20 protein-coding genes are annotated in these 26,130 nt (G+C 44.0%); 14 read left to right on the plus strand and 6 right to left on the minus strand.

The annotated features are described in order from the left end of the window. Positions 1-5: 5 nt before the first annotated feature. The 8 genes from GGR02_RS02650 (at position 6) to qoxD (ending at position 7,831) form a co-directional block, all read left to right on the plus strand. Complete coding sequence (locus tag GGR02_RS02650) at positions 6-1,298, plus strand: branched-chain amino acid ABC transporter permease (RefSeq protein WP_183183204.1); 1,293 nt, start codon at positions 6-8, stop codon at positions 1,296-1,298. Beyond that, positions 1,279-2,058, plus strand: a complete 780-nt coding sequence (locus GGR02_RS02655) for an ABC transporter ATP-binding protein (protein WP_183183205.1) — start codon at positions 1,279-1,281, stop codon at positions 2,056-2,058. Before GGR02_RS02650 ends, GGR02_RS02655 begins: the two co-directional genes overlap by 20 nt. Before the next feature lie 15 nt (positions 2,059-2,073). Next, a complete protein-coding gene (locus GGR02_RS02660) occupies positions 2,074-2,781 on the plus strand; it encodes an ABC transporter ATP-binding protein (RefSeq protein WP_183183206.1) in 708 nt (235 codons plus the stop codon). Positions 2,782-2,870: 89 nt separating this feature from the next. Beyond that, complete coding sequence (locus GGR02_RS02665) at positions 2,871-3,581, plus strand: TrmH family RNA methyltransferase (RefSeq protein WP_183183323.1); 711 nt, start codon at positions 2,871-2,873, stop codon at positions 3,579-3,581. 439 nt (positions 3,582-4,020) lie between these two features. After that, positions 4,021-4,935 (plus strand): cytochrome aa3 quinol oxidase subunit II, encoded by a 915-nt coding sequence (gene qoxA / locus GGR02_RS02670; protein ID WP_183183207.1) that lies wholly within the window; start codon positions 4,021-4,023, stop codon positions 4,933-4,935. A gap of 30 nt (positions 4,936-4,965) precedes the next feature. After that, positions 4,966-6,912, plus strand: a complete 1,947-nt coding sequence (gene qoxB, locus GGR02_RS02675; RefSeq protein ID WP_183183208.1) for a cytochrome aa3 quinol oxidase subunit I — start codon at positions 4,966-4,968, stop codon at positions 6,910-6,912. A gap of 3 nt (positions 6,913-6,915) precedes the next feature. Then, a complete protein-coding gene (gene qoxC / locus GGR02_RS02680) occupies positions 6,916-7,530 on the plus strand; it encodes a cytochrome aa3 quinol oxidase subunit III (protein WP_183183209.1) in 615 nt (204 codons plus the stop codon). Between the two features lies 1 nt (position 7,531). Then, on the plus strand, positions 7,532-7,831 hold the full coding sequence (qoxD, locus tag GGR02_RS02685; protein WP_183183210.1) for a cytochrome aa3 quinol oxidase subunit IV: 300 nt from the start codon (positions 7,532-7,534) through the stop codon (positions 7,829-7,831). 451 nt (positions 7,832-8,282) lie between these two features. Here qoxD and GGR02_RS02690 read toward each other — a convergent pair whose 3' ends face one another. From GGR02_RS02690 to GGR02_RS02700, 3 genes are all read right to left on the minus strand, one after another. After that, complete coding sequence (locus GGR02_RS02690) at positions 8,283-9,005, minus strand: amino acid ABC transporter ATP-binding protein (RefSeq protein WP_183183211.1); 723 nt, start codon at positions 9,003-9,005, stop codon at positions 8,283-8,285. Continuing rightward, positions 9,002-9,658: an amino acid ABC transporter permease gene (locus tag GGR02_RS02695; protein ID WP_183183212.1), complete on the minus strand. Its 657-nt coding sequence runs from the start codon at positions 9,656-9,658 to the stop codon at positions 9,002-9,004. Before GGR02_RS02695 ends, GGR02_RS02690 begins: the two co-directional genes overlap by 4 nt. Positions 9,659-9,724: 66 nt before the next feature. Next, positions 9,725-10,534: a basic amino acid ABC transporter substrate-binding protein gene (locus GGR02_RS02700; protein WP_183183213.1), complete on the minus strand. Its 810-nt coding sequence runs from the start codon at positions 10,532-10,534 to the stop codon at positions 9,725-9,727. A 461-nt stretch (positions 10,535-10,995) separates the two neighbouring features. Here GGR02_RS02700 and GGR02_RS02705 point away from each other — a divergent pair, with 461 nt between their 5' ends. Next, positions 10,996-11,874 (plus strand): IS982 family transposase, encoded by an 879-nt coding sequence (locus GGR02_RS02705; RefSeq protein ID WP_183183214.1) that lies wholly within the window; start codon positions 10,996-10,998, stop codon positions 11,872-11,874. A 99-nt stretch (positions 11,875-11,973) separates the two neighbouring features. Here GGR02_RS02705 and GGR02_RS02710 read toward each other — a convergent pair whose 3' ends face one another. From GGR02_RS02710 to GGR02_RS02720, 3 genes are all read right to left on the minus strand, one after another. Next, entirely contained in the window at positions 11,974-12,822 is an 849-nt protein-coding gene (locus GGR02_RS02710; RefSeq protein WP_229706133.1) for a carbon-nitrogen hydrolase family protein, read from the minus strand. A gap of 65 nt (positions 12,823-12,887) precedes the next feature. Next, entirely contained in the window at positions 12,888-14,021 is a 1,134-nt protein-coding gene (gene ald / locus GGR02_RS02715) for an alanine dehydrogenase (RefSeq protein WP_183183215.1), read from the minus strand. A gap of 112 nt (positions 14,022-14,133) precedes the next feature. Next, entirely contained in the window at positions 14,134-15,372 is a 1,239-nt protein-coding gene (locus GGR02_RS02720; RefSeq protein ID WP_183183216.1) for a PucR family transcriptional regulator, read from the minus strand. Between the two features lie 92 nt (positions 15,373-15,464). Here GGR02_RS02720 and GGR02_RS02725 point away from each other — a divergent pair, with 92 nt between their 5' ends. From GGR02_RS02725 to GGR02_RS02745, 5 genes are all read left to right on the plus strand, one after another. Continuing rightward, positions 15,465-17,084, plus strand: coding sequence for a M20/M25/M40 family metallo-hydrolase (locus tag GGR02_RS02725; RefSeq protein ID WP_183183217.1), 1,620 nt, complete (start codon positions 15,465-15,467; stop codon positions 17,082-17,084). Positions 17,085-17,319: 235 nt separating this feature from the next. Further along, positions 17,320-23,190 (plus strand): DNRLRE domain-containing protein, encoded by a 5,871-nt coding sequence (locus GGR02_RS02730; protein WP_183183218.1) that lies wholly within the window; start codon positions 17,320-17,322, stop codon positions 23,188-23,190. Between the two features lie 14 nt (positions 23,191-23,204). Further along, a complete protein-coding gene (locus GGR02_RS02735; protein ID WP_183183219.1) occupies positions 23,205-23,963 on the plus strand; it encodes an Imm26 family immunity protein in 759 nt (252 codons plus the stop codon). A 236-nt stretch (positions 23,964-24,199) separates the two neighbouring features. Next, positions 24,200-25,378 (plus strand): RHS repeat-associated core domain-containing protein, encoded by a 1,179-nt coding sequence (locus GGR02_RS02740; protein ID WP_183183220.1) that lies wholly within the window; start codon positions 24,200-24,202, stop codon positions 25,376-25,378. Positions 25,379-25,392: 14 nt separating this feature from the next. Next, complete coding sequence (locus tag GGR02_RS02745) at positions 25,393-26,070, plus strand: hypothetical protein (protein WP_183183221.1); 678 nt, start codon at positions 25,393-25,395, stop codon at positions 26,068-26,070. The last annotated feature ends 60 nt before the right edge of the window (positions 26,071-26,130 follow it).

Below are 26,130 nucleotides of genomic sequence, written 5' to 3' on the forward strand. Positions count from 1 at the left end.
TCGAGATGAAAAATTTGCTCTATGCGATCCAACAAAACAAGCGCCTTCAGGCTATCATCGTTGGCTTATACATCGTCGTTACGTTTTTTAGCTTATATTTGGCACAAAAATCAGTTGTTGCGTTTTTGCTTCTATTGTCGTCGCTGTTGCTTCTTTATTTCACAACGTTTTCTAACCGCGTGAAATGGCTGATTGGCGGGGTCGTAATGGTCGTACTGTTGCCGCTTGCCGCGAGCCAAGGAGAAGCGTATCAGTCGTACATGGAAGTTGCGACATTAGTCGGTATTTACATCGCGATGGCACTCGGGTTAAACATTGTTGTCGGAATGGCAGGACTTTTGGACTTAGGATTTGTCGCCTTCTTTGCGCTCGGTGCATACACATACGGAATTTTTGCGACCGGTCAGGCGAACAACTTTATGCCGTTTGGGCATTATCCGCTATCCGGTGAAAGTTTCTGGGTATTTATTTTCATCGGTTGTTTTGTCGCAGCACTATTCGGGATTTTGCTCGGCGTACCAGTGTTGCGTGTCAAAGGTGACTATTTAGCAATCGTTACGCTTGGATTCGGGGAAATTATCCGTATTATTTTTAACAACTTGGACAAGCCAGTAAACATTACAAACGGTGCGATGGGGCTTGCGTCCGTCCAACCACCGCGTTTGTTCGGTATCGACTTTATGTATCCGAACCAATTTTACTATATCGTCTTAGTCATTTTAGTAACGGTCATTTTTGCGGTACGCCGTCTTGAATTTTCGAAAATCGGCCGCGCGTGGAAAGCGGTACGGGAAAATGAGATCGCTGCACAGGCGATGGGCATTCACCTTGTGAAAACAAAGCTTATGGCGTTTGCGGTCGGTGCTTCTTTCTCAGGAATGATGGGCGTTGTGTTTGCGGCGAAGCAAACGTTCGTGGACCCGACGAGCTTTACGTTGCTTGAATCGATTACGATTCTCGTCATGGTTATTTTAGGAGGAATGGGCAGTGTGCCAGGCGTTATTCTTGGGGCAGCGCTTGTAACGATTTTGAACTTGCAAGTGTTGACGGAATTGACGAACTGGCTGAACCAATTGAGCTTAAATGGGGTTATTAACGTACCTGATGCGCTTTCTCCAGCGAAAATGCAGCGGTTTATTTTCGGGGTCATTTTAATTCTCTTTGCCCTTTACCGTCCGCAAGGGTTGTTGCCGGCGAAAAACCCTGTCTTCGATGAAAAGGATCTAAAAGATGCAGACAAACTAATCAACGCCGGCGTACAGAAGGAGGCGACGCAACATGTCCATCTTGACAGTTAAAAACTTGACGAAACAGTTCGGCGGACTTGTCGCCAATAGCAATATCGACATGGAAGTGCAAAAAGGTTCGATTACGGCCGTCATCGGCCCGAACGGTGCTGGAAAGACGACATTTTTTAACATGGTTACAGGCGTCTATCAGCCGACGAGTGGCGAGATTTTATTAAATAATGAATCCATTGTCGGATTAAAGCCGCATCAAGTGACGAAAAAAGGAATTGCCCGCACGTTCCAAAACATCCGCTTATTCGGCGCGATTACCGTATTGGAAAACGTCATGGTTGGCATGCATAACCATCTTCACGGCGGATTGTTTAGTACCATTTTGAATTTGCCACGCGTGCGGAAAGAAGAAAAAGAAGCGCGGCGCGAAGCGTATCGCCTTCTTGAATACGTTGGGTTAGAATCGTTCTATAACGAAGAAGCAAGCAGCTTGCCGTACGGAGCGCAGCGGAAATTAGAAATTGCCCGCGCGCTTGCAACGAAGCCGAAAGTGTTGTTGCTTGACGAGCCGGCGGCAGGGATGAACCCGAAAGAAACGAGCGAATTGACAAAGCTCATTTACAATATGCGCGAAGAGTTGGATTTAACGATTGTCTTAATTGAACACGACATGAAGCTTGTCATGGAAATTTCGGAGCATATTGTCGTATTAGACCATGGAGAAAAAATTGCCGAAGGGACACCTGATGACATCCGCAATAACGAGAAAGTCATTGAAGCTTATTTAGGAAAAGGTGCTGCTACAACGGCTTCGTAAAGGGGGAACCTCGCAATGAGTTTGCTACGGCTAGAAGATATTAACACATTTTACGGCGGAATTCACGCATTAAAGGGAGTTTCGCTTGAGGTAAACGAAGGCGAAATCGTGACGCTAATCGGAAGTAACGGTGCCGGAAAATCGACGACATTAAAAACGATTAGCGGGCAAGTGAAGCCGAAAAGCGGAAAAATTATTTACAATGGGCAAGACATTACAAACACGCCACCGCACGTGACGGCGTTGACAGGCATTGCCCATGTACCGGAAGGACGGCGAATTTTCCCGCGCTTAACGGTCAAGGAAAATTTAGAGATGGGTGCGTTTTCGGTGAAAGATAAGCGGGTCATTGAGGAACGAATGGAGCGCGTCTTTCATTATTTCCCGAGAATTAAAGAGCGTCTGCAACAAAAAGGCGGAACGATGAGCGGTGGCGAGCAGCAAATGCTTGCGATCGGTCGGGCGTTGATGATGCAACCAAAGCTGTTAATGCTTGATGAACCGTCGATGGGACTTGCGCCGATTATCGTCGAGCAAATTTTTGAAATTATTAAAGAATTGAATGAGGAAGGTATGACGATTTTGCTCGTTGAGCAAAACGCGTTCCAAGCGTTGCAAATCGCTCATCGCGGCTACGTCATTCAAACAGGCGAAATTGTCATGTCTGGGCTTGGAAAAGACTTACTTGTCAACGAACAAGTGCGCGAGGCGTACTTAGCATAATGAAAAGGACTCCAAGGAAGGGGTCCTTTTCTATTGCCGCAAGTTTTTGTACAATGAATGTCGTGCTTACAAACAGGAAGGTGAAGATGATGGACGAAAAGGAAGCAAAAGCGTTCATTGAACAGCTGCAGCAAGAAGGATTATTAACGGAAGCAATGCGCCCTGTGTGGCAAATGATTATGCCGGAACGTCTGAAGCGAATGTATGACGTATTGAACGAACGAACCCGCTATATCACGATCATTACCGAAGCGGTCGACGACCCGCATAACCAAGCGGCTGTGCTGCGTTCCGCGGAAGCATTTGGCTTGCAAGACGTCTATGTCGTCACAGGGAGTGCCCCGTTTCAGCCGAATCCGTTTGTGACACGTAATGCGGATAAATGGTTGACCGTTCAGCAAAAGAAAGACATTCAGACTGCTATCCAACAATTAAAAGAAAGCGGTTATCAAGTGTTCGCAAGCTATTTAGGGGAAGGGACGATTCCTCTTCAAGCAATCGATGTATCGAGACCGACGGCGCTATTATTTGGCAATGAACATCGTGGCGTATCAGATGAAGCCATTCGTTTAGCGGATGGGACGTTTATGATTCCAATGCATGGATTTGTGCAAAGTTTTAACATTTCCGTCGCCGCTGCTTTAACGCTATATGACGTGACGGAGCGGGCGCGTCGCCAAGCTGGTGAGGCGTATTATTTGCCGTTTGCGGAGAAAAAGGCGCTATATGAACAATGGATGTGGCAAACGCTTCAGCCGCGGCTGCGCCGGATGATGGAAATGCAGTTTCAAAAAAGCTGATCTTCGAAGGAAGGTCAGCTTTTTTATAAGGTAAGAAAGTATAAAATTTTACGATTAGGTGGAGTGCTGTCTAGCTCCAAGCGCCATCGGCTCGAGTCGTTCCGCCTCTTCTTTCGGCGGCTAAGTCTCCTCGGTAGGGCTTGTGCGATCTTCGCCGATAGACGGGCGCTTTGCGCTTTTCTTAACGTGTCTACTTAGTAGATTCCCGTTTAGGATAGCGAATCCTTTTTTTGTTTAAAAGTAGTTTCAATGGCGCATTTTCATGTTTTATCCACACAATCGAATATTTCATGAACAATTTTTGAACGAATCGTGACAAAAATTTTGCGTATTTGTGAACTTTTTCGCAAAACCGTTTCAAACATTTTCACTTTTGATATGTTAGAAACAAACGTATTGAGCATGGGATGTCATTTTGCAAATGTAAGGAGGAACACCGATGAAGCAAAGGGTGTGGAAATGGGCTTCGTTACTTCCGTTATCATTATTGATTTTTTTAAGTGGATGCAGTGAAAATATGCTCGTATTGCAGCCAAAAGGACCTGTGGCGAAAACGCAGTACGATTTAATTGTTTGGTCAGTTGGTTTTATGTTGCTCATTATTGTTGTTGTGTTTGTGTTGTTTGCTGTTGTGTTAATTCGGTATCGTGAAAAGCCAGAGAACGCTAATTACGAGCCACCGGAAGAAGAAGGGAACACGCTATTAGAAATCGTCTGGACGGCAATTCCGATCATTATTGTAACAGCGCTAGCTATTCCAACGGTCAAAGCGACCTTTGCCTTAGAAAAGCCGTCTCAGAAGAGCGTAAAACCGTTAACGATTCATGTTACCGCGGCAAACTGGAAGTGGATTTTTAGCTATCCGGAACAAAATATCGAAACGGTGAACTATGTCAATATTCCAGAAGACGTTCCTGTCAAATTCGAGTTGACATCAGTCGGTCCGATGAGCTCATTTTGGGTACCGCAGTTAGGGGGACAAAAATATGCGATGGATGGCATGGAAACGGAATTGTTCCTTGAAGCAGATGAGCCAGGTTCGTATATGGGGCGGAACGCGAACTTCACAGGAAAAGGCTTTACGCATATGGAGTTTGAGGTTGTCGCACAAACAAAAGATGACTTTAACAAATGGGTAAAAGACGTGCAGCAAACCGCGCCGAAACTAAGCAAAGAAAAATATGACACTATTTTAAAACCGGGGCTTGTTGGTCGGATGACGTTTTCGAATACGCATTTAGAATGGGTGGATCATTCGAAACAAAATAGCCATCATACGGGCAAAACAGAAGACCATCGTGAGAATGCAGAACATGACGAAGGAATGCACATGGAGCATCAAAGCCATCAATAGCATGCATTGTAGGGAAGGAGGAACAGGCGGATGAAATGGAGCGAATTTTTCGTGACGGGCGAGCCGCTAATTTATGCCGCGGACGTGTCCATTGTGTTGACGGTAATCGGCATTGTCTTTATTCTAACGTATTTTAAAAAGTGGAAATGGCTTTGGGATGAATGGTTGACGACGGTTGATCATAAAAAAATCGGCGTGATGTACATCATTTCTGCGGTGCTGATGCTGTTTCGCGGTGGGGTTGATGCGTTGCTGATGCGCGCGCAATTAACAGCACCGAATATGAAGTTTCTTGACTCTCAACATTATAACGAAATTTTTACGACGCACGGGACGATTATGATTTTATTTATGGCGATGCCTTTTATTATTGGGCTGATGAACATTGTCGTACCGTTGCAAATCGGGGCGCGTGATGTGGCGTATCCGTATTTAAATGCGTTAAGTTTCTGGTTGTTTTTTGTCGGAGCGATGTTGTTTAATATTGCGTTTGTCATTGGCGGTTCACCGGATGCAGGTTGGACAGCGTATTTTCCGCTTGCTGGGAACGAGTTTAGCCCGGGAGTTGGGAACAACTATTACGCGGTCGCTTTGCAAATTTCCGGTATTGGTACGCTCATGACGGGGATTAACTTTTTAGTCACTATTTTAAAAATGCGTGCGCCAGGAATGACGCTTATGCGCATGCCAATGTTTACGTGGACGATTCTGATCACATGTGTGTTAATTATTTTTGCGTTCCCGGTGTTAACCGTAGCGTTGGCATTGATGACGTTTGACCGTTTGTTTGATACACAGTTCTTTACGATGGCAAACGGTGGTATGTCGATGCTTTGGGCAAACTTATTCTGGATTTGGGGACATCCGGAAGTGTACATCGTTATTTTGCCATCTTTCGGGATTTTTTCAGAGGTTGTCAGTACGTTTGCTCGCAAGCGTCTATTTGGCTATAAAGCAATGGTTGGCTCCATCGTTGGAATTGCGTTTTTAAGTTTTATTGTTTGGGTGCATCATTTCTTTACGATGGGGGCAGGAGCGGCCGTTAACTCGTTTTTCTCGATTACAACGATGGCGATTGCGATTCCGACCGGTGTGAAAATTTTTAACTGGCTGTTTACGCTCCGCAAAGGGCGAATTCGCTTTACAACGGCGATGCTTTGGTCGCTCGCGTTCATTCCAAACTTCGTCATCGGCGGGGTTACCGGGGTGATGCTTGCGATGGCAGCGGCGGATTATCAGTACCATAATAGCTATTTCTTAATCGCTCACTTCCATTATGTCTTAATCGCAGGTACAGTGTTTGCCTGCTTTGCCGGCCTGCATTATTGGTATCCGAAAATGTTCGGTCATATGTTGAACGAACGGTTAGGCAAGTGGACGTTTTGGTTGTTTATGATTGGGTTTAACGTTTGTTTCTTCCCGATGTATTTCTTAGGACTCATGGGGATGACGCGACGCATGTACACATATTCTGCGGGACTTGGCTGGACGCCGCTTAACGTTGTCGCGTCAGTAGGCGCCGCTTTAATGGGAATTGGTTTTCTTGTGCTTTGCTATAACATTTATTACAGTGCACGTTACGGCGAGCGCGACATGACGGGAGATCCGTGGGATGGTCGTACGCTCGAGTGGGCGACATCTTCTCCGGTTGCGCATTATAACTTTGCGGTGATTCCAGAAGTGAAGGATTTGGATGCATATTGGGAAATGAAGAAATCCGGAAAAGGCTTTGAAATGGACGAGGAGAAATTGAAACCAATTCATATGCCAAGCAATTCCGGACGCCCGTTCTTAATATCGATTGCCTTTTTCTTTGCAGGGTTCGGCCTTGTGTTTAAATGGTTTACGCTAGCGATTATCGCTGCAGTATTCATCATTCTCGGTTTAATTCTTCGTTCGTTTGATGATGACGACGGTTACTATATCAGTGTAGACGAAATCAAGCGTACGGAGCGTTTGACGCGAAAGGAGGCATAAACAATGGCAGAAGCAGCTCATCATTATGATGAAACGATGCCATTAGAGTATCGAACAGAAGAAAGCCGCCTCAATATTTTAGGGTTTTGGATTTTCCTTGGCGCTGAGGTCGCGTTGTTTGCGACCTTGTTCGCCACCTATCTTGTCTTATTCCAACGAACTGGTCATGGACCGACTGCTGCGGATTTATTTGAAATCAAAGATGTCATGATTGAAACGCTTCTTCTTTTGACGAGCAGTTTCACATGCGGGCTTGCCGTATTTGAAATGCGCCGCCGCCGATTGACAGGGTTGCTAGTATGGTTGTTGGTGACGCTTCTGTTAGGAGCAGGGTTCATCACATTTGAGGTGCGTGAGTTCATCCATTATGTTCACGAAGGAGCAACGATGCAAACGAGCGCGTTTCTTTCAAGCTTCTTTGTGCTTGTTGGGACGCACGGAGCGCACGTGAGCCTTGGAATTGGCTGGATGACGCTCATTATTATTCAGCTTTTGCAGCGAGGATTTACGCCAAGAACGGCACGCAAAGTGTTTATTGTCAGCTTGTACTGGCATTTCCTTGACGTTGTCTGGATTTTCATCTTTACGCTAGTTTATTTGACAGGGATGGTGATGTAAGATGGGTACAAACTATCACCATGAAACATTTCCTTGGAAACATATTGTCGGGTTCATTTTATCGCTTGTTTTGACGTTTGCCGCATTGTGGATTGCGTTTTCTTCAGGGCTGGCGACAAAGGCGATTCTTGTCGGAATCGTGGTGCTTGCGGTATTGCAAGCAGTGTTGCAGCTATTTATGTTCATGCATGTAACTGAAAGCGACAGCGGCAAAATCCAAACGATCAATATGGCATACAGCTTTTTTATCGCGATTGTTGTCGTGGCAGGTTCGATTTGGACGATGGCGTTTGTGTTGTAACAATGTAGCTGGCTTTCCTTTTAAGGAAGGTCAGCTATTTATTTTATGGAGAGGAATAAAGGGATATAATTTTTGAAGTTTAAAAGGAAAAAATATGGTATATTGAGAATTTATTAATAGGGGGAGGCATTGATGGTGACCGTGAAAACATAGTTGTCCAAATGAAAGAAAGGAGAAAAAAGATTATGAAAAAACATGTTTTCAGTTTTATAGGGATGTTTTTTATATACTACGTCATTATTTCCCTGTTTAATCATGAGTGGAAAAGCAACATCGTGACGGCTTTCGTTTTTGCTGTTGTGTTTGAATTGTTTTCTATCTTCGTTGACGTTTGGCAAAATAAACGAAAAGGAAGCAAATGATTAGGGGAGCAAACTTCCTTTCCCGCAATCCTAGAATTTAAAGAAACAAAAAAATCCACCTTTTACGAAATAAGGTGGATGAGAGGTTTCTATAACACTTTTGATAGAAATGCTTTTGTCCGTTCGTGCTGCGGGTTGTCGAAAATGTCGCTTGGTGTGCCTTCTTCGACGATGTAGCCGCCGTCCATAAAGAGGACGCGGTCGCCGACTTCGCGGGCAAAGCCCATTTCGTGGGTGACGACAACCATTGTCATTCCTTCGTTCGCGAGCTGTTTCATAACGGATAATACTTCCCCGACCATTTCCGGGTCTAAAGCGGAAGTCGGTTCGTCAAATAACATCACTTTCGGCCCCATCGCTAATGCGCGGGCGATCGCGACACGTTGCGCCTGCCCACCGGATAAGGAATCCGGATAGACGTTTGCTTTATCTTGCAGACCAACTTTTTTCAACAGCTCCATTGCCGTGGCTTTCGCTTTTTCCAACGGCCATTTGCGCACTTTTAACGGTGCTAACGTAATGTTATCAAGCACGGTCATATGCGGGAACAAGTTGAATCGTTGGAACACCATGCCGACTTCTTCGCGCACTTTATTGATATCCGTGTTTTTGTCTTTCAAATGATACCCATCAATCACAATATCGCCTTCATCAAAATCTTCAAGCAAGTTTAAGCAGCGTAAAAACGTTGATTTTCCCGAACCGGAAGGACCGATGACAACGACGACTTCCCGCTCTTTAATATGGGCGTCAATTCCTTTTAATACTTGTAAATGGCCAAATGATTTTTTTAAATTCGTCACTTTAATCATTGCGTTGAATACTTCCTTTCCAAATAATGTAGTAGTTTACTGAGGGAAAGGGTTAAAATCAAATAAATGAGCGCGACCGTTAAATATGGCTCCCAGACGCGGTAATATTGCCCTTGTGCCGCTCTTCCCCAATACATTAACTCCGGCGCAGCAATAATCGCAGCGAGGGAAGAGTCTTTAATTAAAACGATAAATTCGTTCGCAAATGGTGGAATCATTCGTTTTAACGCCTGCGGCAAAATAACGTAACGCATCGCTTGAGCGTGCGTCATTCCGAGTGAACGAGCCGCCTCCATTTGCCCTTTATCAATCGATTGAATACCTGCACGGAAAATTTCAGCGATATAGGCTGCTGAGTTTAACGACAATGAGACAGCCGCTGAAACGGTTGGACTCGGTTGAGCAAAGAGAAGAGGCATGAGTCCGAAATGAACGAGCAAAATTTGTACGAATAAAGGCGTACCGCGGAAAAAGTTAATGTACCATTCAAATGGAAGGCGGACGAGCACCTTTTTCGACATTTTGCCAAGTCCAATCGCCAATCCAAGAATGGAGCCGACGATGATGGCAATTAAAGATAACCCAATCGTTAATAATACGCCTTGTAAAAAAAACGGGGCGTATTCTTGAATAATATCAAAGCGAAAATCCATTCTCCTCACCTTTCTTTATAAAAATTGCGTAACTAGCGATTAGTTACGCAATTTTTCCAATGTCGTTTATTGTTGTTTTAGCAAGTTGTCGACGTTTGGTTCATTTCCAAACCATTTTTTGTAGATTTCAGCATATTTTCCGCTTTTAATCACCTTTTTAATCGCTTCGTCGACTTTCGGTTTTAAGTCGCTTCCTTTCGGGAACATCAGTCCGTAAAACTCGGATTCAAAGTTTGTTGGATCTTCAATCGCTCTTAATTTTTTATCCGGGTTGTTTTTCACGTACTCATTGGCTACAGCGTTGTCTGTCACGACAGCATCAACGCCCCCGTTTAATAAATCCATAATCGCGACAACCGTGTTTTCAAACTTTTTAATGTTTTTATTTTCTGCGCCAAGCAATTTTTCAACCGCTGCTTGCCCAGTTGTTCCGTTTTGAACACCGACGACTTTTCCTTTTAAGTCAAGGGCGTTTTTAATTGGGCTATCTTCTTTTGTTAAAATCATATGCGTCGATTCAAAGTAAGGAACGGAGAAATCATATGTTTGTTTCCGTTTATCGTTGATAGTGATACCGGAAATGGCTAAATCCACTTCTTTTCCTTGTACCGCAGCAAAGAGCGGATCCCAGCCGATGTTTTTCAAGTCATAGTCAAGACCAGCTTCTTTCATGACAGCATCTAAGAAATCAACGTCGAACCCAACAATTTTTCCTTTGTCCATGTACTCAAACGGTGCAAACGAAGCGTCTGTGCCAATGGTTACTTTTTGCTTTCCTCCGCCACTTCCTGATGTTTGCTCAGCAGTTTTTCCACCGCACCCTGCTAGTGCGACAAATAGCGCAAGAACAACCGCGAACACGAATCCTTTTTTCATCCTGTTTCCCCCTTATATTTGAAACTCAATTTCTTTTATATTTATCCAGTGTCGAGTTCATCGTTTAGTTTAGGACACTGGCAGTAACGATTATCATACTATCAATCTTTTTTTATTTATGCAATACTTTTTATAAAAATAATTTTTTGTAACATTTAGAAAAGAAACCAAAACATCTCATCCGTGCATTTTATGTAATTTTTATAAAGATATTATATATTCTAAAAAATGAAAAAACAATAAGAATATATTTTTCGTGAAAATAATTTGTAGACTGGATAAGCTAAAGACGCGGAAGTATTTTTATAAAAAAATTTTAGAGTGGCATGTAATTCGCTATATTTTATTATTAATAAATAACCCGTGGTGCTAGATAAAATCGAGTAAGCATAAAAATAGCCCTTGCTTGTGGATTTCCTGTAGAATGAAAGTGCGATCCAACATTCGAAAGGAGAATCCCCATGCAAGAGCACTTTCATTTTACTACAGATCAAGTAAAGATTCAAAAACAATATGCAGCCATTTTCTTTTTTGTTTCTGCCCAGCTGTCACAAATTCAATTCTATCTTCAACGCCGCAATCGTCATTTGGTGAAACAAGAAGATGAGGTGATCATTGCTATTCATCTTTTAGGAAAGCTGCTTGGCTTCTCTTCCGAACGGGAATGGCATCGCTTTGTGACTGGGAACTTGTTTGCGGATGGACATTTTCTCGAACGTTCTCGCTACAATCGTCGTTGTCGAGCGCTGCGCTTTGCGATCAAATGGATACGCCATGAGCTAGCCAAACGTGGTCAACACCACGCCTATGCGGTCGTAGACAGTATGCCGATCGAGTTGTGCCATGCCGCAAGAATGTACCGCGTCAAACGATTTCAAGGAATTGCGGACATCGGGCTCTGTGCATCGAAAAAGCAGTGGTACTATGGATTTAAGCTCCATCTTCAGGTGACCGACCAAGGACTGCCCATGGGATACGTGGTAACGGAGGCGTCCTGTCACGATCGAACCGCAGCGGAAACCGTCATGACTCAAATTCCTCATCCTTTTAATTTGGGTGATAAAGGATTTATCAGTAGCGAATTGCAAAAAAAGTTGTATAAAGCATACCAAATCGCCTTTTGGACTCCATCTCGCAAAAACCAGAAACATCGCCCATCCGCATCATGGGAGAGATGGCTCAAACAAAAACGGAAAGTCATTGAAACGGTGTTCTCTGTCCTCGTCGATCAGTATCGTATCACAGAAATTCGTGCTAATTCGATTGCGGGATTTGAAGTAGCACTAGATGGTATCTTGTTGGCATATTCACTTGTAACACTTGGGATAGTTGAGCGCTAGCGCTCAACTAGCACCACGGGTAATAAATATTTATTTATTATTGATATAATAATATACAAAAACACCTTTCAACTATAGAAAGGTGTTTTCTTATAGAAGTCACTTCCAATCGGGATATAAGTCAATGCGGCGGTCGCGCCATGTCGTGACCGAGCCTTTTTCGCGCACATTGTACAGAAGCGACAAGTTAAGGTCCGCAACAACGACCATGTCGTCATTGATTTCTCCTTCCGCTAGAATGCCGCGCGGTGGAAATGGAATGTCGTTTGGTGTAATAATGGCGGCTTGCCCGAAATTCGCGCGCATAAAATCGACTGTCGGCAATGAACCGACCGTGCCGGTCGTGACGACGTACACTTGATTTTCCACAGCGCGGGCGTGGCAGCAATAGCGGACGCGATAAAAACCGTGTCGGTCGTCGGTGCATGACGGGCAAAAAATAACATCCGCTCCTTTCGCCCGCACGATGCGGACGATTTCTGGAAATTCAATGTCATAACATGTTAATAAAGCAATCGTTCCTTGTTCGGTTTCCCATACGTGCACGTCTTCTCCAGGGCTAATTCCCCATTCGTTTACTTCTGTCGGTGTAATGTGCAGCTTCGCTTGTGTATGAATCGTTCCGTCCGGTGTAAACAAATGGGCGACGTTATATAGTTTATTGTTTTGTGCGATGACGTGCGTGCCGCCAATTAAATACATATTGGTTTGTTTCGCAAGCGTGGTGAACAGTTCATAATATTGCTCCTTATAGGCAGGCAAGTCATGAATCGTTGCTTGTTTTCCATTTATCGGGATTGACAACAATTGTGTTGTAATAAATTCCGGAAAAAGGACAAACTGTGCGTCAAATTCTTGCGCGGTTTTGACGTAATGGGTAACTTGTTCGGCAAATTGTTCAAACGACGTAATCGTATGCAAATGGTATTGAACAGCACATACTCGCAACACATTCACTTCCTTTTTTCTTTTAACTATACCAAAAACAGGTACCATCACGGTACCTGTTTCTCTTAGTTCGCCATTAATTGTTTTCCGAACGCTTCGTCGACTGGAACGTAGTTGTAGCCGAGGTCGCGCGCAACTGCTTCGTATGTGATTTCGCCTGCGGCAACGTTGACGCCAAGTTTTAGTGCTTGGTTCTCTGCGATTGCTCGGTGAACGCCTTTATTGGCGATTTGCAACGCATATGGAATCGTCACGTTCGTTAACGCGATCGTTGATGTTCTTGGAACCGCACCTGGCATGTTCGCTACTGCGTAATGAACGACACCGTGTTTGACGTACGTTGGGTTGTCGTGTGTCGTGACGTGGTCGCTCGTTTCGACGATTCCGCCTTGGTCAATCGCAACGTCCACGATAACCGAACCAGGGGTCATTGCTTTTACCATTTCTTCTGTCACAAGTTTTGGCGCTTTTGCTCCTGGAATTAACACTGCGCCGATGACAAGATCAGATTCCGCCACCGCTTGGGCAATGTTCATTGGGTTGGACATTAATGTTGTAATATGGTTGCCGAAAATATCGTCTAGCTCACGAAGACGGTCTGCGCTTAAGTCGATGATTGTCACGTCTGCGCCTAAGCCGATGGCAACTTTCGCTGCGTTCGTACCGACGACACCGCCACCGATAATCGTGACTTTCCCGCGGCTGACGCCTGGAACGCCGCCAAGCAGAATTCCTTTTCCGCCTTCAGGCTTCTCTAAAAATTGTGCGCCGATTTGCGCAGCCATGCGGCCAGCCACTTCGCTCATCGGTGTAAGAAGTGGAAGCGTGCGGCCAACTTGTACGGTTTCGTAAGCAATGGCAGTGACGCCTTTTTCTTTTAACGCGCGCGCCAATTCAGGCTCTGCCGCAAGATGTAAGTACGTGAAAAGCACTAATCCTGGGCGGAAATAGTCGTATTCGCTTGGTAGCGGCTCTTTTACTTTCATGACCATTTCCGCTTGCGCCCAAACCTCTTTTGCGCTATCGATGATTTGTGCGCCAGCTTTTATATAATCATCGTTTGTGAAACCGCTTCCAATTCCTGCATCTTTTTCAATAATCACCGTATGTCCTGCTTGCACGAATGACATAACGCCAGCAGGTGTAATCGCCACACGGTTTTCGTTATTTTTTATTTCCTTCGGTACCCCAATAATCATAGATTGTCTTCCTCCCTCGAATATCCTCACCTGTAGTATACACAGTTTGCCCTATTTTTTATTTGTTAAGAAGAAAAAAAGACATCGCTTCATTTTGTGGAAATCCACAAAACTAATGCGATGCTTCATATTTCGCCAGCTTTATATCGATGTAAAGCTTTACTTTTTGATTCATGTCGTGTAAATCGATCTCTCCAATTTCGGCGATGCGCTTTAGCCGATAAGAAAGCGTATTTGGGTGAATGTTCAGCGCTTTGGCCGTTTCGTTGACGTTGCTGTCGTGGTCAAAAAACACTTCAAACGTCTCTATGAGGTTTGTGTGGTGTTTTTCGTCATATGCCTGCAATTTCGCCAATGCGGAATTCGTCAATTCCCCTTGCCGCTTTTTTTCGAGCAATAAGTCGAAAAATTGATATATGCCTAATTGTTGATATCCATAAATAGAAGCTGTTTGGGCAGGGAATTTTTCTTTCATCGATAAAACGGTTAACGCTTCTTTATAGCTTTTTTCAATGTATTCAAACGTTTCGTAAATGCCGCCAAAGCTGCTTTGAATATTTGCGATATGAAACCGCTCTTTCATTTTTGTCGCGAACGAAGCAATAAATTGGTTGCATTCGGCTAGCGGCTGGCGCGTTGATTTTGGCGCAGCAAGCAAAATAAAATCACTGCGGTCGACTGTATAGAGCAGCACTTGAATTTGTTGCGTCGTTTGTAAAATGTACGAAATTTGCTTTTCAATATCGCTTGTAATATCGTTTGCAAAGCGGAAAACGAACACAGAAAAGAGCGGAGCGGTTGGAATTTGCAAAAAATCGAAGTTTTCCTTAATTTCTTCATTGGCGGTAATATGCCCGGTTAATAATTTCCAAAAAAATTCTTGCACGCGTTCTTCTCGTTTGTTTCTCCGCATATACAGCTGCAATACTTTGTTTTTCGCCGCTTTTGCCGCTTTTTTCAACAGCTCTAAATCGTCTTTTGACAACGTTCGATCCGTTTCCAGCGCCCAAATAAATCCAATCACTTCTTGATTTTTCCAAATGGATACCGCTACGCGATTCCCGAGTCCAACTTCGGAAATCGTTTCAATGCGCAGCGGCTCTTGGCTACTTAATAATGCAGGAATGACCCCTTTTTTCCAGAGGCTGTTAATCACTTTTTCCGGTACACGGCGGCTAATAATCGTTGCCGTCCGCGCGGGGTCGGTATAATCGTCGTGCGCGCTATAGGCGATCAGCCGGTGGTTTGCATCTTCAATGGTAATTGGGCATTGCAATAAGTCGCTAATGCGGTCAGCAAATTCCTCTAAGCTGTCGAAATTTCCTTTGAACGGGTCATCTTGATATTTCACACATTTCCCCCCGTTGTCGATAAAATCAATTTCATTGTACTACAAATGTTGCTACAATGATAAAGGAGTGTTAGAAAAAAGGGGAGAAGAGGATGAAGTGGCAAACGAAGCAACAGTTGCGGAAATTGCTTTGCCGGCTTGTCGAGCATGCAAGCGTGAGCGGGTCGGAAGCGGAAGTGCGTTTGGCGGAGTATATCGCTGGCGAGTTAAGGACGCTTGATTATTTTCAAACACATCCGGAGTTTGTTCAGTTACACCCAACAGGCGACGGTCGCTATTTTGTAACGGCATTGGTGAAAAAAGCAGAACATATACGCGACACCGTCGTGTTAGTCAGCCATTTTGATGTCGTGGATGTGCAAGATTACGGCATATGGAAAGAAATCGCGTTCTCGCCAGAAACGCTGACGGAGCGGTTTTATGAACAAAAAGAGCAGCTTCCATTGGACGTACAGGCGGATTTAGCGCACGATGAATGGCTGTTTGGGCGCGGCGTCATGGATATGAAATGCGGGCTAGCGCTTCATATGTCGCTTGTCGAGCAAGCATGTGCCGGAAAATTTGAGGGGAATGTAGTATTGTTGACGGTGCCGGATGAAGAAGTGAATTCGGTCGGGATGCGCGCCGCTGTTCCAGCACTAGTTCAACTGGCGAAACAGCACGATTTAGACTATCGACTTGTGCTCAATTCCGAGCCGATGTTTACACGCTACCCTGGCGACCAGACGAACTATGTGTATACAGGCTCGATCGGCAAAGTATTGCCTGGGTTTTATTGTTACGGAAAAGAGACGCATGTCGGTGAACCGCTGGCGGGATTGAATGCGAACTGGATGGTGGCGCAAATTGCCAACGAACTTGAGTTAAATACCGATTTTTGTGAAGTGTTTGGCGGCGAAGTGAGCCCACCGCCGACCAATTTACTCCAAACGGACTTAAAAGAAGATTATTCGGTGCAAATTCCGCATCGGGCGGTGACGTTGTTTAATTTATTTTTGCAACAAAAATCGCTCGATGACATTACGGAATCGCTCATTGACTTGGCGAAACGGGCAGCAAAGCAAATCGAAACACGGTATGAAGAGCAGGCTGCTCGCTTTGCGCAATTGGAAAAATCGACACCGAAGTCGATTTCCGTGAATGTATGGACGTTTTCCGAACTAAGACAAAAAGCGGTGGAAATTGCTGGTGAAGAAAAAGTCGCGCAGCTAGAGAAGCAAGTATTTATGGGGGGAAGTAAAAAAGACGAGCGCGAGCGGACGATTGAATTCGTCGATCAACTTGGCATTCTTTGCAAAGATTTTGCGCCGATGATTGTGTTATTTTATGCTCCTCCGTATTATCCGGCCGTCAATTCAAGCGACGAACCGTTCATTCAGCGGCTTGTGTCGAGCTTGCAGCAATATGCGAAAGAAACATACGGTGTGACGCTTGTGCAGCAGCACTATTTCGGCGGCATTTCCGATTTAAGCTATGTCGGACTGCAACAGCCGCTAGCGTCTTTGCGCGTCTTAACAGCCAATATGCCGATGTGGAACCAAGGCTATACGTTGCCGATTGAAGCGCTAGCGGAATTTAACGTCCCGGTATTAAACGTCGGCCCCGTCGGTCGTGACGCCCATCAATGGACCGAGCGTCTGAACGTACCGTTTGCCTTTGAAACGGTCAAAGACTGGCTTGTATATACGTTGGAAATGGTGTTTGGAAAATAAAAAGATGCATCTCTATGAACAATTGCTATGTTTTACTAAAAGGATGTCCTGATTTCTGGGACATCCTTGTATGTATTAGGAATGTTCTTGATTTTATAGAAAAGAAAGATGGGATTTAGGATTATTTTACTATAAGGAAAAGAATTGACGTTTTTAAGAGGGGTTTGTCAATATAATAGTGTCGGCCGTCGATATTCCGTCGATGGGATATTACTAGCTTATGAGGTGACATCGTGTGAAGAAAAGGAAAAGGTATTCATTTCTTTCGTATGTGCTTGTGTTTACGTTAACCATTTCGACATGGACGCCATTTGTTAAGGCAGAGGAAACCTCTCCTCCATCTGTGGCAGAACCTATCCAAAGCTACACTGGTTCTCTTCCGAACGAAGTGCAAAAAGAAGAGCCCTCTTCTCGTGACCCGTATCCGAAAGAAAAAGAGCTCCCCTCTCTTCGAACGGAAACAGCGAAGGTCTACGAAAACTCTGATGGAACGTATACCGCAGAAGTGTATACGGAACCCATCCATTTTAAGAAAAACGGTCAATGGGTAGACATGGACAACACATTGGTTGAAAACTCGCAACAAGAATTCGAAAACAAAGCGAACCAATTTAAAGTGAAATTTCCAAAAAAACCGAAACAAAATCGCCAAGCAAGATTGTTTACATACGAAATCGCAGGGCACAACATAACGGTAGAGTTATCCGATGATGATGCTCCGGCAGCCAAACAATTTAAAGGAATCAAGGATATAGCCGGAACCTTCCAAAAAGAGCGCGTTCAATATAAGCAGCTCTATCCTGGTGTGACATTTGATTATGCTTTAGACGGAACGAAAGTCAAGGAAAATATTATTCTCGATTCTTATGAGGGGAATCATCGTTTTGCCTTCCATATTAAAGCCCAAGGGTTGAAAGCAGAGAAAAAGTCCTCTGGCATGATCGAATTTACGGATGCGAAAACAGGAAAGTTTTTATTTTATATCCAGCGTCCGTACATGTATGATTCGTCGAAAGAAGGAAATGTTTCGGAGCAGGTGACCCAAGAGATTACTCCTGTCGGTGATGGGTTTATCCTAACGGTCACGGTTGATGAGTCGTATTTAACCGATCCGAAGCGCGTCTATCCAGTTGTCATTGACCCTTGGATCGATGTGTTCGAAGCACAGGACGCATTTGTAGCAAGCGGTACTTCCAGCAATTACGGCAACTTAAATTATTTGTCGGTCGGGAAAGACCCGACACTAGGCAAAACGCGGACCTATCTGAAATGGACGTTGCCAACAATTCCAAATGCAAAAGTCACAGGGGCAAGCGTTGGTGTGTACCAGTATGTCCCTAACTCCTCCACACCAGCCGGACCATCCATTTCCTTACATCAGGTCACAAGCGTATTTAACGCATCTATCATCAATTGGAGCACACAGCCAAGCTTTGATCCAACTCCGGTCTCCACCAAATCAGAAACAAAAGCCGGATATAACTATTTTGCCGTTTCGGATTTAGTCAAAGGCTGGTACGATGGAACAAAGCCGAACTATGGCGTCGTCTTAAAAACGGATGATGCGCAAGAAGCGACAGCCGCCCAAAAATTATTCCACTCGACGGAATGGAGTAGTTCGGATGGGTCGCCATATGGAAAACCAAAACTCGTGATTTCGTATCGTTCGAAGAAGTTATTGGGCATTACGGATTACTGGACGTACACGCCGGATTTATTTAATGGTGAAGGAACCGCAGTAGTGAACGTGATGAACGGGAATATGGTATATGACATCCCGATTTTATCGCTTCCTGGAAGAACAGATGCTTTTCACTTAAAAATGGTATACAACAGCCGTTCGGACTTTGAAGATGTGTATGGATACCGCTGGACATTCAGCGCGCAACGGAAACTGATTCCAAACAGCGACAAGACGATCGTGGAGTATATAGATGAAAACGGCACGCATTACCATTTTAACAAACAGCAATACGATACAGGCACGGCGTACTCCGCGCCGGAGGGAACATTCTTTGCATTGAACAGCACGGCGGATGGCGGATACACGCTCAAAGAACCAGACGAAACGCTCTATTATTTCGACTCGCAAGGCCGGAATACGAAAATCGTTGATGAAAAAGGTAATACGATTTTATACACATTTAACGGCACGACCAATCAAATCACCAAAATTAGCGAGCGGTACGGCTCGGAAACAACGGGACGCGATTTGTCTTTGGTGTATGATCCAACGACGGGTCGATTACAAAAAATCACCGATTTCCGAGGAACGGAAACAACGTTTACGTATGATAGTTTAAATGGGCATTATCGTTTACGGACGATTACGTATGCGGCGAACCGGCCAGAGCGAAAAACAATTACGTTCGAGTACAATGACCAACAACAATTAATCTCTATTACGGACGGAAATGGAAACAAAGGAAAATTCGAATATGATGATCTCAATCGAGTGTGGAAGATCATTGATCCTCGATCCGATACCATCTTTGCGGAACTCACGTATCCGTCGGTGAATGAAACGATTTTTAAGGATGCCAACGGCAATCAAACGTATTACAAAAGCAATATCGATCAAGATTTAGCCACGGTCAATGTCGTCGAAATCATCGAGGACTATCAAGGAGCGAATCCATCGACTACGAAATACGAATGGAAAAATAATAAAATTACAAAAGTTATCGAACCTAACAAAGACACGGGAGTAGCGAATGGTCCAACAACCTCATCCGACTATGATGACAAAGGAAATTTAACGAACAGTGTCGCACCGGATGGTGAGGCTGTAACCAATCATTATGACAGCAAATCCAATTTAACGGATTCGACGACAAGTGCTGGTTTGTCCGAGCAAAACGTATACGACAGTGTCAGTAATCTATTATTCTCAACAGATCCTTTGGGAATGACCGATTACTTCACCTACGATCGTTACGGAAATACCGTGTCATCGGTGACTTCATCGTCGCTTGCGGTCAATCCGGTGGTCAATAGTAGCTTTGAATCGGTTGGAACGAATAACTTGCCGACGAGCTGGACGATTCGCACCGGCAGTGAATATTCGATCAGCACTGACCATGTATTTGGCACTCAATCAGCCAAAATTACGCTGACGGGAACCGAAGGGGCACGCTATTACTACCAAGATGTACCGATTAGCACGCCGCTAGCAGACAAGACGTATACAATTTCTGGATATATTAAAACAACGAATGTTACGGGATCAGGAGCGCGAATCCGAATTTATTTTAAAGACAGTAGCAACCAATATATTAAAGACAACTCAGGAAATACCATTGTATATGGAAGCCCTTATGTTACAGGAACAAGAGACTGGATGCCAATTTCTCATACCTTTACTGCACCAAGCAATACGGCATACATTCATATCGAATGTATCTTTACAGGAGCAGGAACGGCTTATTTCGATGGCATTCAGTTGGATCAAGGGGCTATCGTAACCGAGTACGCTTCGAATGAAAACGTCAGTATGGAAGCCGGAAGCGGAACGACGCTTGACAATTGGACATTAAATGCGTTTGGTACAGGGGATGGCAGAACGACCGAGCAGGCAAAAGCCGGACAATATTCGGTGAAAATCACTGGTTTAAGCAGTGCGAGCCGTTATGTCGGACAACAAGTTTCCGTCAGTGGGAAAAAAGGCGATCCATTGACATTGTCCGGCTGGGCGTATGTGAAAAATCCAAATACGACAGGCACTTTTGCCTTGCAGTTGACGTTCACGTATACGGATGGAACAACGGGAACGTTTACAATTCCGTTCGATAAAACATTGACGGATCAATGGCAGTTTGTGAAAAAGACGTTCCGGGCGGCGAAAGATTTTAGCCAGGCGAAAATTTACGGCCTTTATAACAACCAATCCGGTACGGTCTATTTTGACAATATGAAGCTTGAAGAACGGGCTTCGACTTCGACCACGACATATAGTGCGGACGGCAATTTTGTCACAGCGGAAACGGATGAATGGAACCAAACGACATCGTACGGTTACGATGCGAATGGAAACGAGACATCCGTCACAACACCGGCTGGACGAAATACGACATACACTTACACTTATTTGGACCAACTAAAATCTGTGACAATGGTCGATCCGTCAGGACAACAAAGCATTACGACCCAGTATACGTACGATACACAAGGGAACTTGAAAACTCGTACGGATCCAAAAAACAACGTCACTACATTTGATTATAATGAAATTAACCTGTTGAAGTTCCAACAAGATCCGTTAGGGAAGTTTATTAAGTATGATTATGACCCTAACGGAAATGTGAAATCGGTCGAACAAGGAAAAGGTCCAACGGTTGTTCTTGCCAAGCGAGAATTCAAATACGACAGCAAACACCAACTAACGGAAAAATGGGTCAACAGCCAGAAAGTCGCTTCGTATACGTACGATTATGCCGGAAATGTGACGAGCATTGACGCGAACGGCCAAACGTATTCGTTCACGTATGACACGTACAGCCGCTTGAAGACGTCTCAAGAACCGAGCGGGTACCAGCTGCAAAACAACTATGTGACAGATTCAAACAGCTCATCGAACGGGCTGCGCAGTTCCTATGTGGAAACGACTGGCGGCCATTCATATACCACGACATTTGGATACGACGTCTTACAGCATCTAACGTCCATTCAAGTGCCGACGGGCCAAACGACCGAGTTTTATTACAATGAAAAAGGCCTGCCCATCCGTACAAGTTTGAAAAATAGCGCTAATACGTCTTCCTTCCATGTTTATTCATCCTATGATGATGGGGGACGATTAACCGCCCAGCGTGTTATCGGCGGCGATGCGTTGGATTTGACATACAGATACGATGCGGATGGCAATATCGTGACGTACTTTGACGGCGTGAACACGCATACGTTTACGTACGATTTCGCCAACCGCTTGAAGTCATGGACGTACCAAGGCAACACCGTTCCATACGACTACGATGCGGCGGGGAACTTGAAAAATCCGCATGGCAAGACGTTGACGTTTAATGCGGCCAACGAAGTCGAAGGGTTTACGTATGATGACGCCGGCAACCTTCTGCAAGACGACCGTTACCAATATACGTGGGATGGAGAAGGGCGTCTTCTTTCAGTCAAAGACGTAAACGGGAACACCATCGCCAGCTTCACGTATCGTCCAGATGGACTCAGAGAAACGAAAACAGTCAATGGCGTCACGTACCATTATCACTGTGACGGCACGAACTTAATCCGCATCACAGATGACAGCGGACAAACCGTATGGGCATTCACATGGGCGAATGGCAAGCCAAATACGGTCACGAATCAGAATGGCGATACGTTCTACTACGTCACGAACTACCGCGGCGATGTCGTGCGGATTGTGGATGAAAATGGAGCGACGGTCGCCAATTACAGCTACGACCCGTGGGGAAAAGTGCTTTCGGTTTCGGAAAATACGGCAGTAGCTGGACAACCGTTAGGATATGCGGGATATTATTATGATAAGGAAACAAAGCTGTACTACCTGCAAGCACGGTATTACGATCCAGAGACGGGGCGGTTTATCTCAAGAGATCCAGATCCGGGAGACCAAGACGATCCGATCACTCAAAATGCCTATACGTATGCCAATAACAATCCGGTGATGAATGTCGATCCGGATGGGCATTGGGCGGTGGATGCGATGTGGCTGATTATGGATACCGCTGCATTTGCGTCCAATCCATCGTTATCCGGTGCAGCATGGATTGCGGCCGACTTGGCTTCCTTTGCGGATCCGACGGGAGTAGCCTCTACGGTAGCGCATGAGGGAAGGGCAATTAAAAGAGCGAGAACAGCTGTTATTTATTTGAGGAAAAATATAGATACTGGGGCTGTTTATGTGGGAAGAGCGAAAAGTTGGGAAAGGTTCTTAAAAAGGCAACGTGAACATGGAAGAAAGGGTGGGAGATATGTGTACAAAGTTCTTCAAAGAACAAGGCCCGGTCGTCAGGCTAGGAGATACGAGCAAAAATGGATCAATCGATTAGGTGGACCGGAAAGATACGGGGGCTGGCTAGAAAATAGTAGGCATGAGATAAGTCCTAAAAAATGGGGTAAATACAGTATATAGGAAAGGTGATTGTCTTGAGATTAAGTAAAAATTTCAATGAATTAGAAAAAAGCGTGCAAATAGGGATCGTAAAAGTCTTTCTTCCGGACTATAGTTCTAAAGAATTTTTTATTTTTGAGGACTTGGCGACGTTATTAGATATGGAATCTAACTTTGAGGCGGAGTTTTTTCTAAAAAGGGAGATAAAAGAAAGAGGTCTTATCGGCAACATTACTTTTGACTCGGAAAGTGACTATGTTTCAATAAGAACTAAAAGCTCGGATCTTATTTTATCGGTTGCCCTTTTAATCAATGATTTACGAAACTATTCTGTAGAAAAAACTATTATTGATGAATATCGAAAATTATTAACCAAATGGAAAGCTCCAAAGAGGCAAAAATGGGTAATAGGAGATATTTTTTCCATACCATTATCAGATGGTACTTATTACTTTGGACAAATAGTGGAATTAGTAGAAGGGTTAACCCCTATTTGCATTTTATTCGATTTAAATAAAAGTACATTACCAACACATGCAGAGCTTGCTAAAGCAGAGATTTTAACAGCGCTGAGTTTGATTCCTGATAAGTTAGATGATTATTCTTTTAAAATCATTGGTCAATTTCCGCTATTTGCGAAAATTAAAGAAAACATTAGGAGGGATCCAATTCGGAATACTCAGTATAGCAGTATAATATTAATAGAATATTGTGAATATATTAAATTTAATAAACGATCTTATAAGTTTGAGGACATTGCATCCAATAAAGAGTTTGTGATTCGATTAGGTTAAGTGAAAGATTTTCTATATATTAGGTTGTTATGGTATGGGCTGTCTAATAGTCGAAAAAACGACTTATTTTAGGCAGCCTATCTCAATGTTGAATATGTCGATAAATCCCAATTATCGCCTAATGTTCTTGGAAACGACTCTCTTCAATTAGTCTATACGTACAACATTGACGGCAATATCATAGAGCTACCTCAACGGCACGTCCCTCATACTTTTTGTACGATTTTTCCAACCGCTTGAAGTCATGGACGTACCAAGGCAACACCGTTCCATACGACTACGATGCGGCGGGGAACTTGAAAAATCCGCATGGCAAGACGTTGACGTTTAATGCGGCCAACGAAGTCGAAGGGTTTACGTATGATGACGCCGGCAATCTTCTGCAAGACGACCGTTACCAATATACGTGGGATGGAGAAGGGCGTCTTCTTTCAGTCAAAGACGTAAACGGGAACACCATCGCCAGCTTCACGTATCGTCCAGATGGACTCAGAGAAACGAAAACAGTCAATGGCGTCACGTACCATTATCACTATGACGGATCAAACTTAATCCGCATCACTGATGACAACGGCCAAACGGTATGGGCGTTTACATGGGCGAATGGAAAGCCGAATACGGTGACGAATGCAAATGGCGATACGTTCTACTATGTCACCAACTACCGCGGCGATGTCGTGCGGATTGTGGATGAAAATGGAGCGACGGTCGCCAATTACAGCTACGACCCATGGGGCAAAGTCCTATCTGTTTCTGAAGATGCGGCTGTTGCTGGACAACCGTTAGGATATGCGGGATACTATTACGATAGAGAAACAAAATTGTACTACCTTCAAGCACGGTACTACGATCCAGAGACGGCAAGGTTGATTTCGAGGGATCCAGATCCAGGAGACAAAGATGATCCGATCACTCAAAATGCCTATACGTATGCCAATAACAATCCGGTGATGAATGTCGATCCGGATGGGCATTGGGCGGTGGATGCGATGTGGCTGATTATGGATACCGCTGCATTTGCGTCCAATCCATCGTTATCCGGTGCAGCATGGATTGCGGCCGACTTGGCTTCCTTCGCGGACCCGACGGGAGTAGCCTCTACGGTAGCGCATGCGGGAAGATTGGGAAAAGCAAGTCACATGGTATATGCTCTTGTAAAGGGGGAAGAAGTGGTATATGTGGGAAGGACAACAAATGCAGCTCGTCGAGAAGCAGCACATAAATTAGTTCATAAGGATGCGAGATTTCAACCTGTTGCAAAGAATTTGACATATGCTCAGGCAAGAGGGTTAGAGCACCGACTATACTTAAAATATGGTGGTAAGAAAAAGTTAAGAAATCGAATTAGACCAATTAGCAAAAGGAATAAAAATTATAAATACTATATGAGTGTATCAAGGGGACTTATTAAATGAAGGAGGTAGATTGTATGAATAAAACCATCTCACAAATAAATAAGTTACTATTTCAAGAATTAGGTCAAATAAATACGGAAGAGGATTTTAAAAAATTAGAACAGCTATTGCTGGCCATTCTTCAGTACGATCAAAGAAAATATAAGCAAAAATATGTTTTCGATTTAAAAGTTAAAACAAAAAACTGGCCTGTTAAATTTAAAGAGATTTATCCGAATCAGATTTTCGAAATTTATTTGGAGAATATTGACCGATTTGCTTATGGGGTGATCGTGGGAGGCAATTTTAAAGAAAATCGGGACGATGACATTATTATTGGTTACTTGAATCATTTCTCTAGCGAACAATTATCGGTTGATCAGATTTTTGAATTCATTCGGCTAAAACATTTCCTATTTTTTGCCAATTCAGGTCTCTATTCTATTATCAATTATCGATGGAAGTTTGTGGGTTCGTTCCCATCTGAAATACTTAATCAAGATGAACTGCAAAAGCTAGAGTACTCCACTAAATTTTTGGGCAAATACTATAAAAGCGTGGGAAATAGTGTAAGACCTATTTTAGAATGCGAGATCATCTCTGAGGAAGAAGCGAGCCATATTATGAATCCGTTAGGGATTATCGGAGACAAGGAAATTGAAAACATACTAGAGGATTACTATAAAAGCAGCCACACCTCTAGTTTCATTTAATCCTCGTCATACGAAACAGCCGTTTTAAAATTTATATATTGCTAATAAAAAGGAGGGGAA

The sequence above is a fragment of the Anoxybacteroides voinovskiense genome, from assembly GCF_014196205.1.
GTDB lineage: Bacteria > Bacillota > Bacilli > Bacillales > Anoxybacillaceae > Anoxybacteroides > Anoxybacteroides voinovskiense.

Bases quoted from the DNA above. Each gene is read 5' to 3' on its own strand.
- GGR02_RS02650 (WP_183183204.1), top strand. From the start codon at position 6: ATGAAAAATTTGCTCTATGCGATCCAACAAAACAAGCGCCTTCAGGCT.
- GGR02_RS02655 (WP_183183205.1), top strand. From the start codon at position 1,279: ATGTCCATCTTGACAGTTAAAAACTTGACGAAACAGTTCGGCGGACTT.
- GGR02_RS02660 (WP_183183206.1), top strand. From the start codon at position 2,074: ATGAGTTTGCTACGGCTAGAAGATATTAACACATTTTACGGCGGAATT.
- GGR02_RS02665 (WP_183183323.1), top strand. From the start codon at position 2,871: ATGGACGAAAAGGAAGCAAAAGCGTTCATTGAACAGCTGCAGCAAGAA.
- qoxA (WP_183183207.1), top strand. From the start codon at position 4,021: ATGAAGCAAAGGGTGTGGAAATGGGCTTCGTTACTTCCGTTATCATTA.
- qoxB (WP_183183208.1), top strand. From the start codon at position 4,966: ATGAAATGGAGCGAATTTTTCGTGACGGGCGAGCCGCTAATTTATGCC.
- qoxC (WP_183183209.1), top strand. From the start codon at position 6,916: ATGGCAGAAGCAGCTCATCATTATGATGAAACGATGCCATTAGAGTAT.
- qoxD (WP_183183210.1), top strand. From the start codon at position 7,532: ATGGGTACAAACTATCACCATGAAACATTTCCTTGGAAACATATTGTC.
- GGR02_RS02690 (WP_183183211.1), bottom strand. From the start codon at position 9,005: ATGATTAAAGTGACGAATTTAAAAAAATCATTTGGCCATTTACAAGTA.
- GGR02_RS02695 (WP_183183212.1), bottom strand. From the start codon at position 9,658: ATGGATTTTCGCTTTGATATTATTCAAGAATACGCCCCGTTTTTTTTA.
- GGR02_RS02700 (WP_183183213.1), bottom strand. From the start codon at position 10,534: ATGAAAAAAGGATTCGTGTTCGCGGTTGTTCTTGCGCTATTTGTCGCA.
- GGR02_RS02705 (WP_183183214.1), top strand. From the start codon at position 10,996: ATGCAAGAGCACTTTCATTTTACTACAGATCAAGTAAAGATTCAAAAA.
- ald (WP_183183215.1), bottom strand. From the start codon at position 14,021: ATGATTATTGGGGTACCGAAGGAAATAAAAAATAACGAAAACCGTGTG.
- GGR02_RS02725 (WP_183183217.1), top strand. From the start codon at position 15,465: ATGAAGTGGCAAACGAAGCAACAGTTGCGGAAATTGCTTTGCCGGCTT.
- GGR02_RS02745 (WP_183183221.1), top strand. From the start codon at position 25,393: ATGAATAAAACCATCTCACAAATAAATAAGTTACTATTTCAAGAATTA.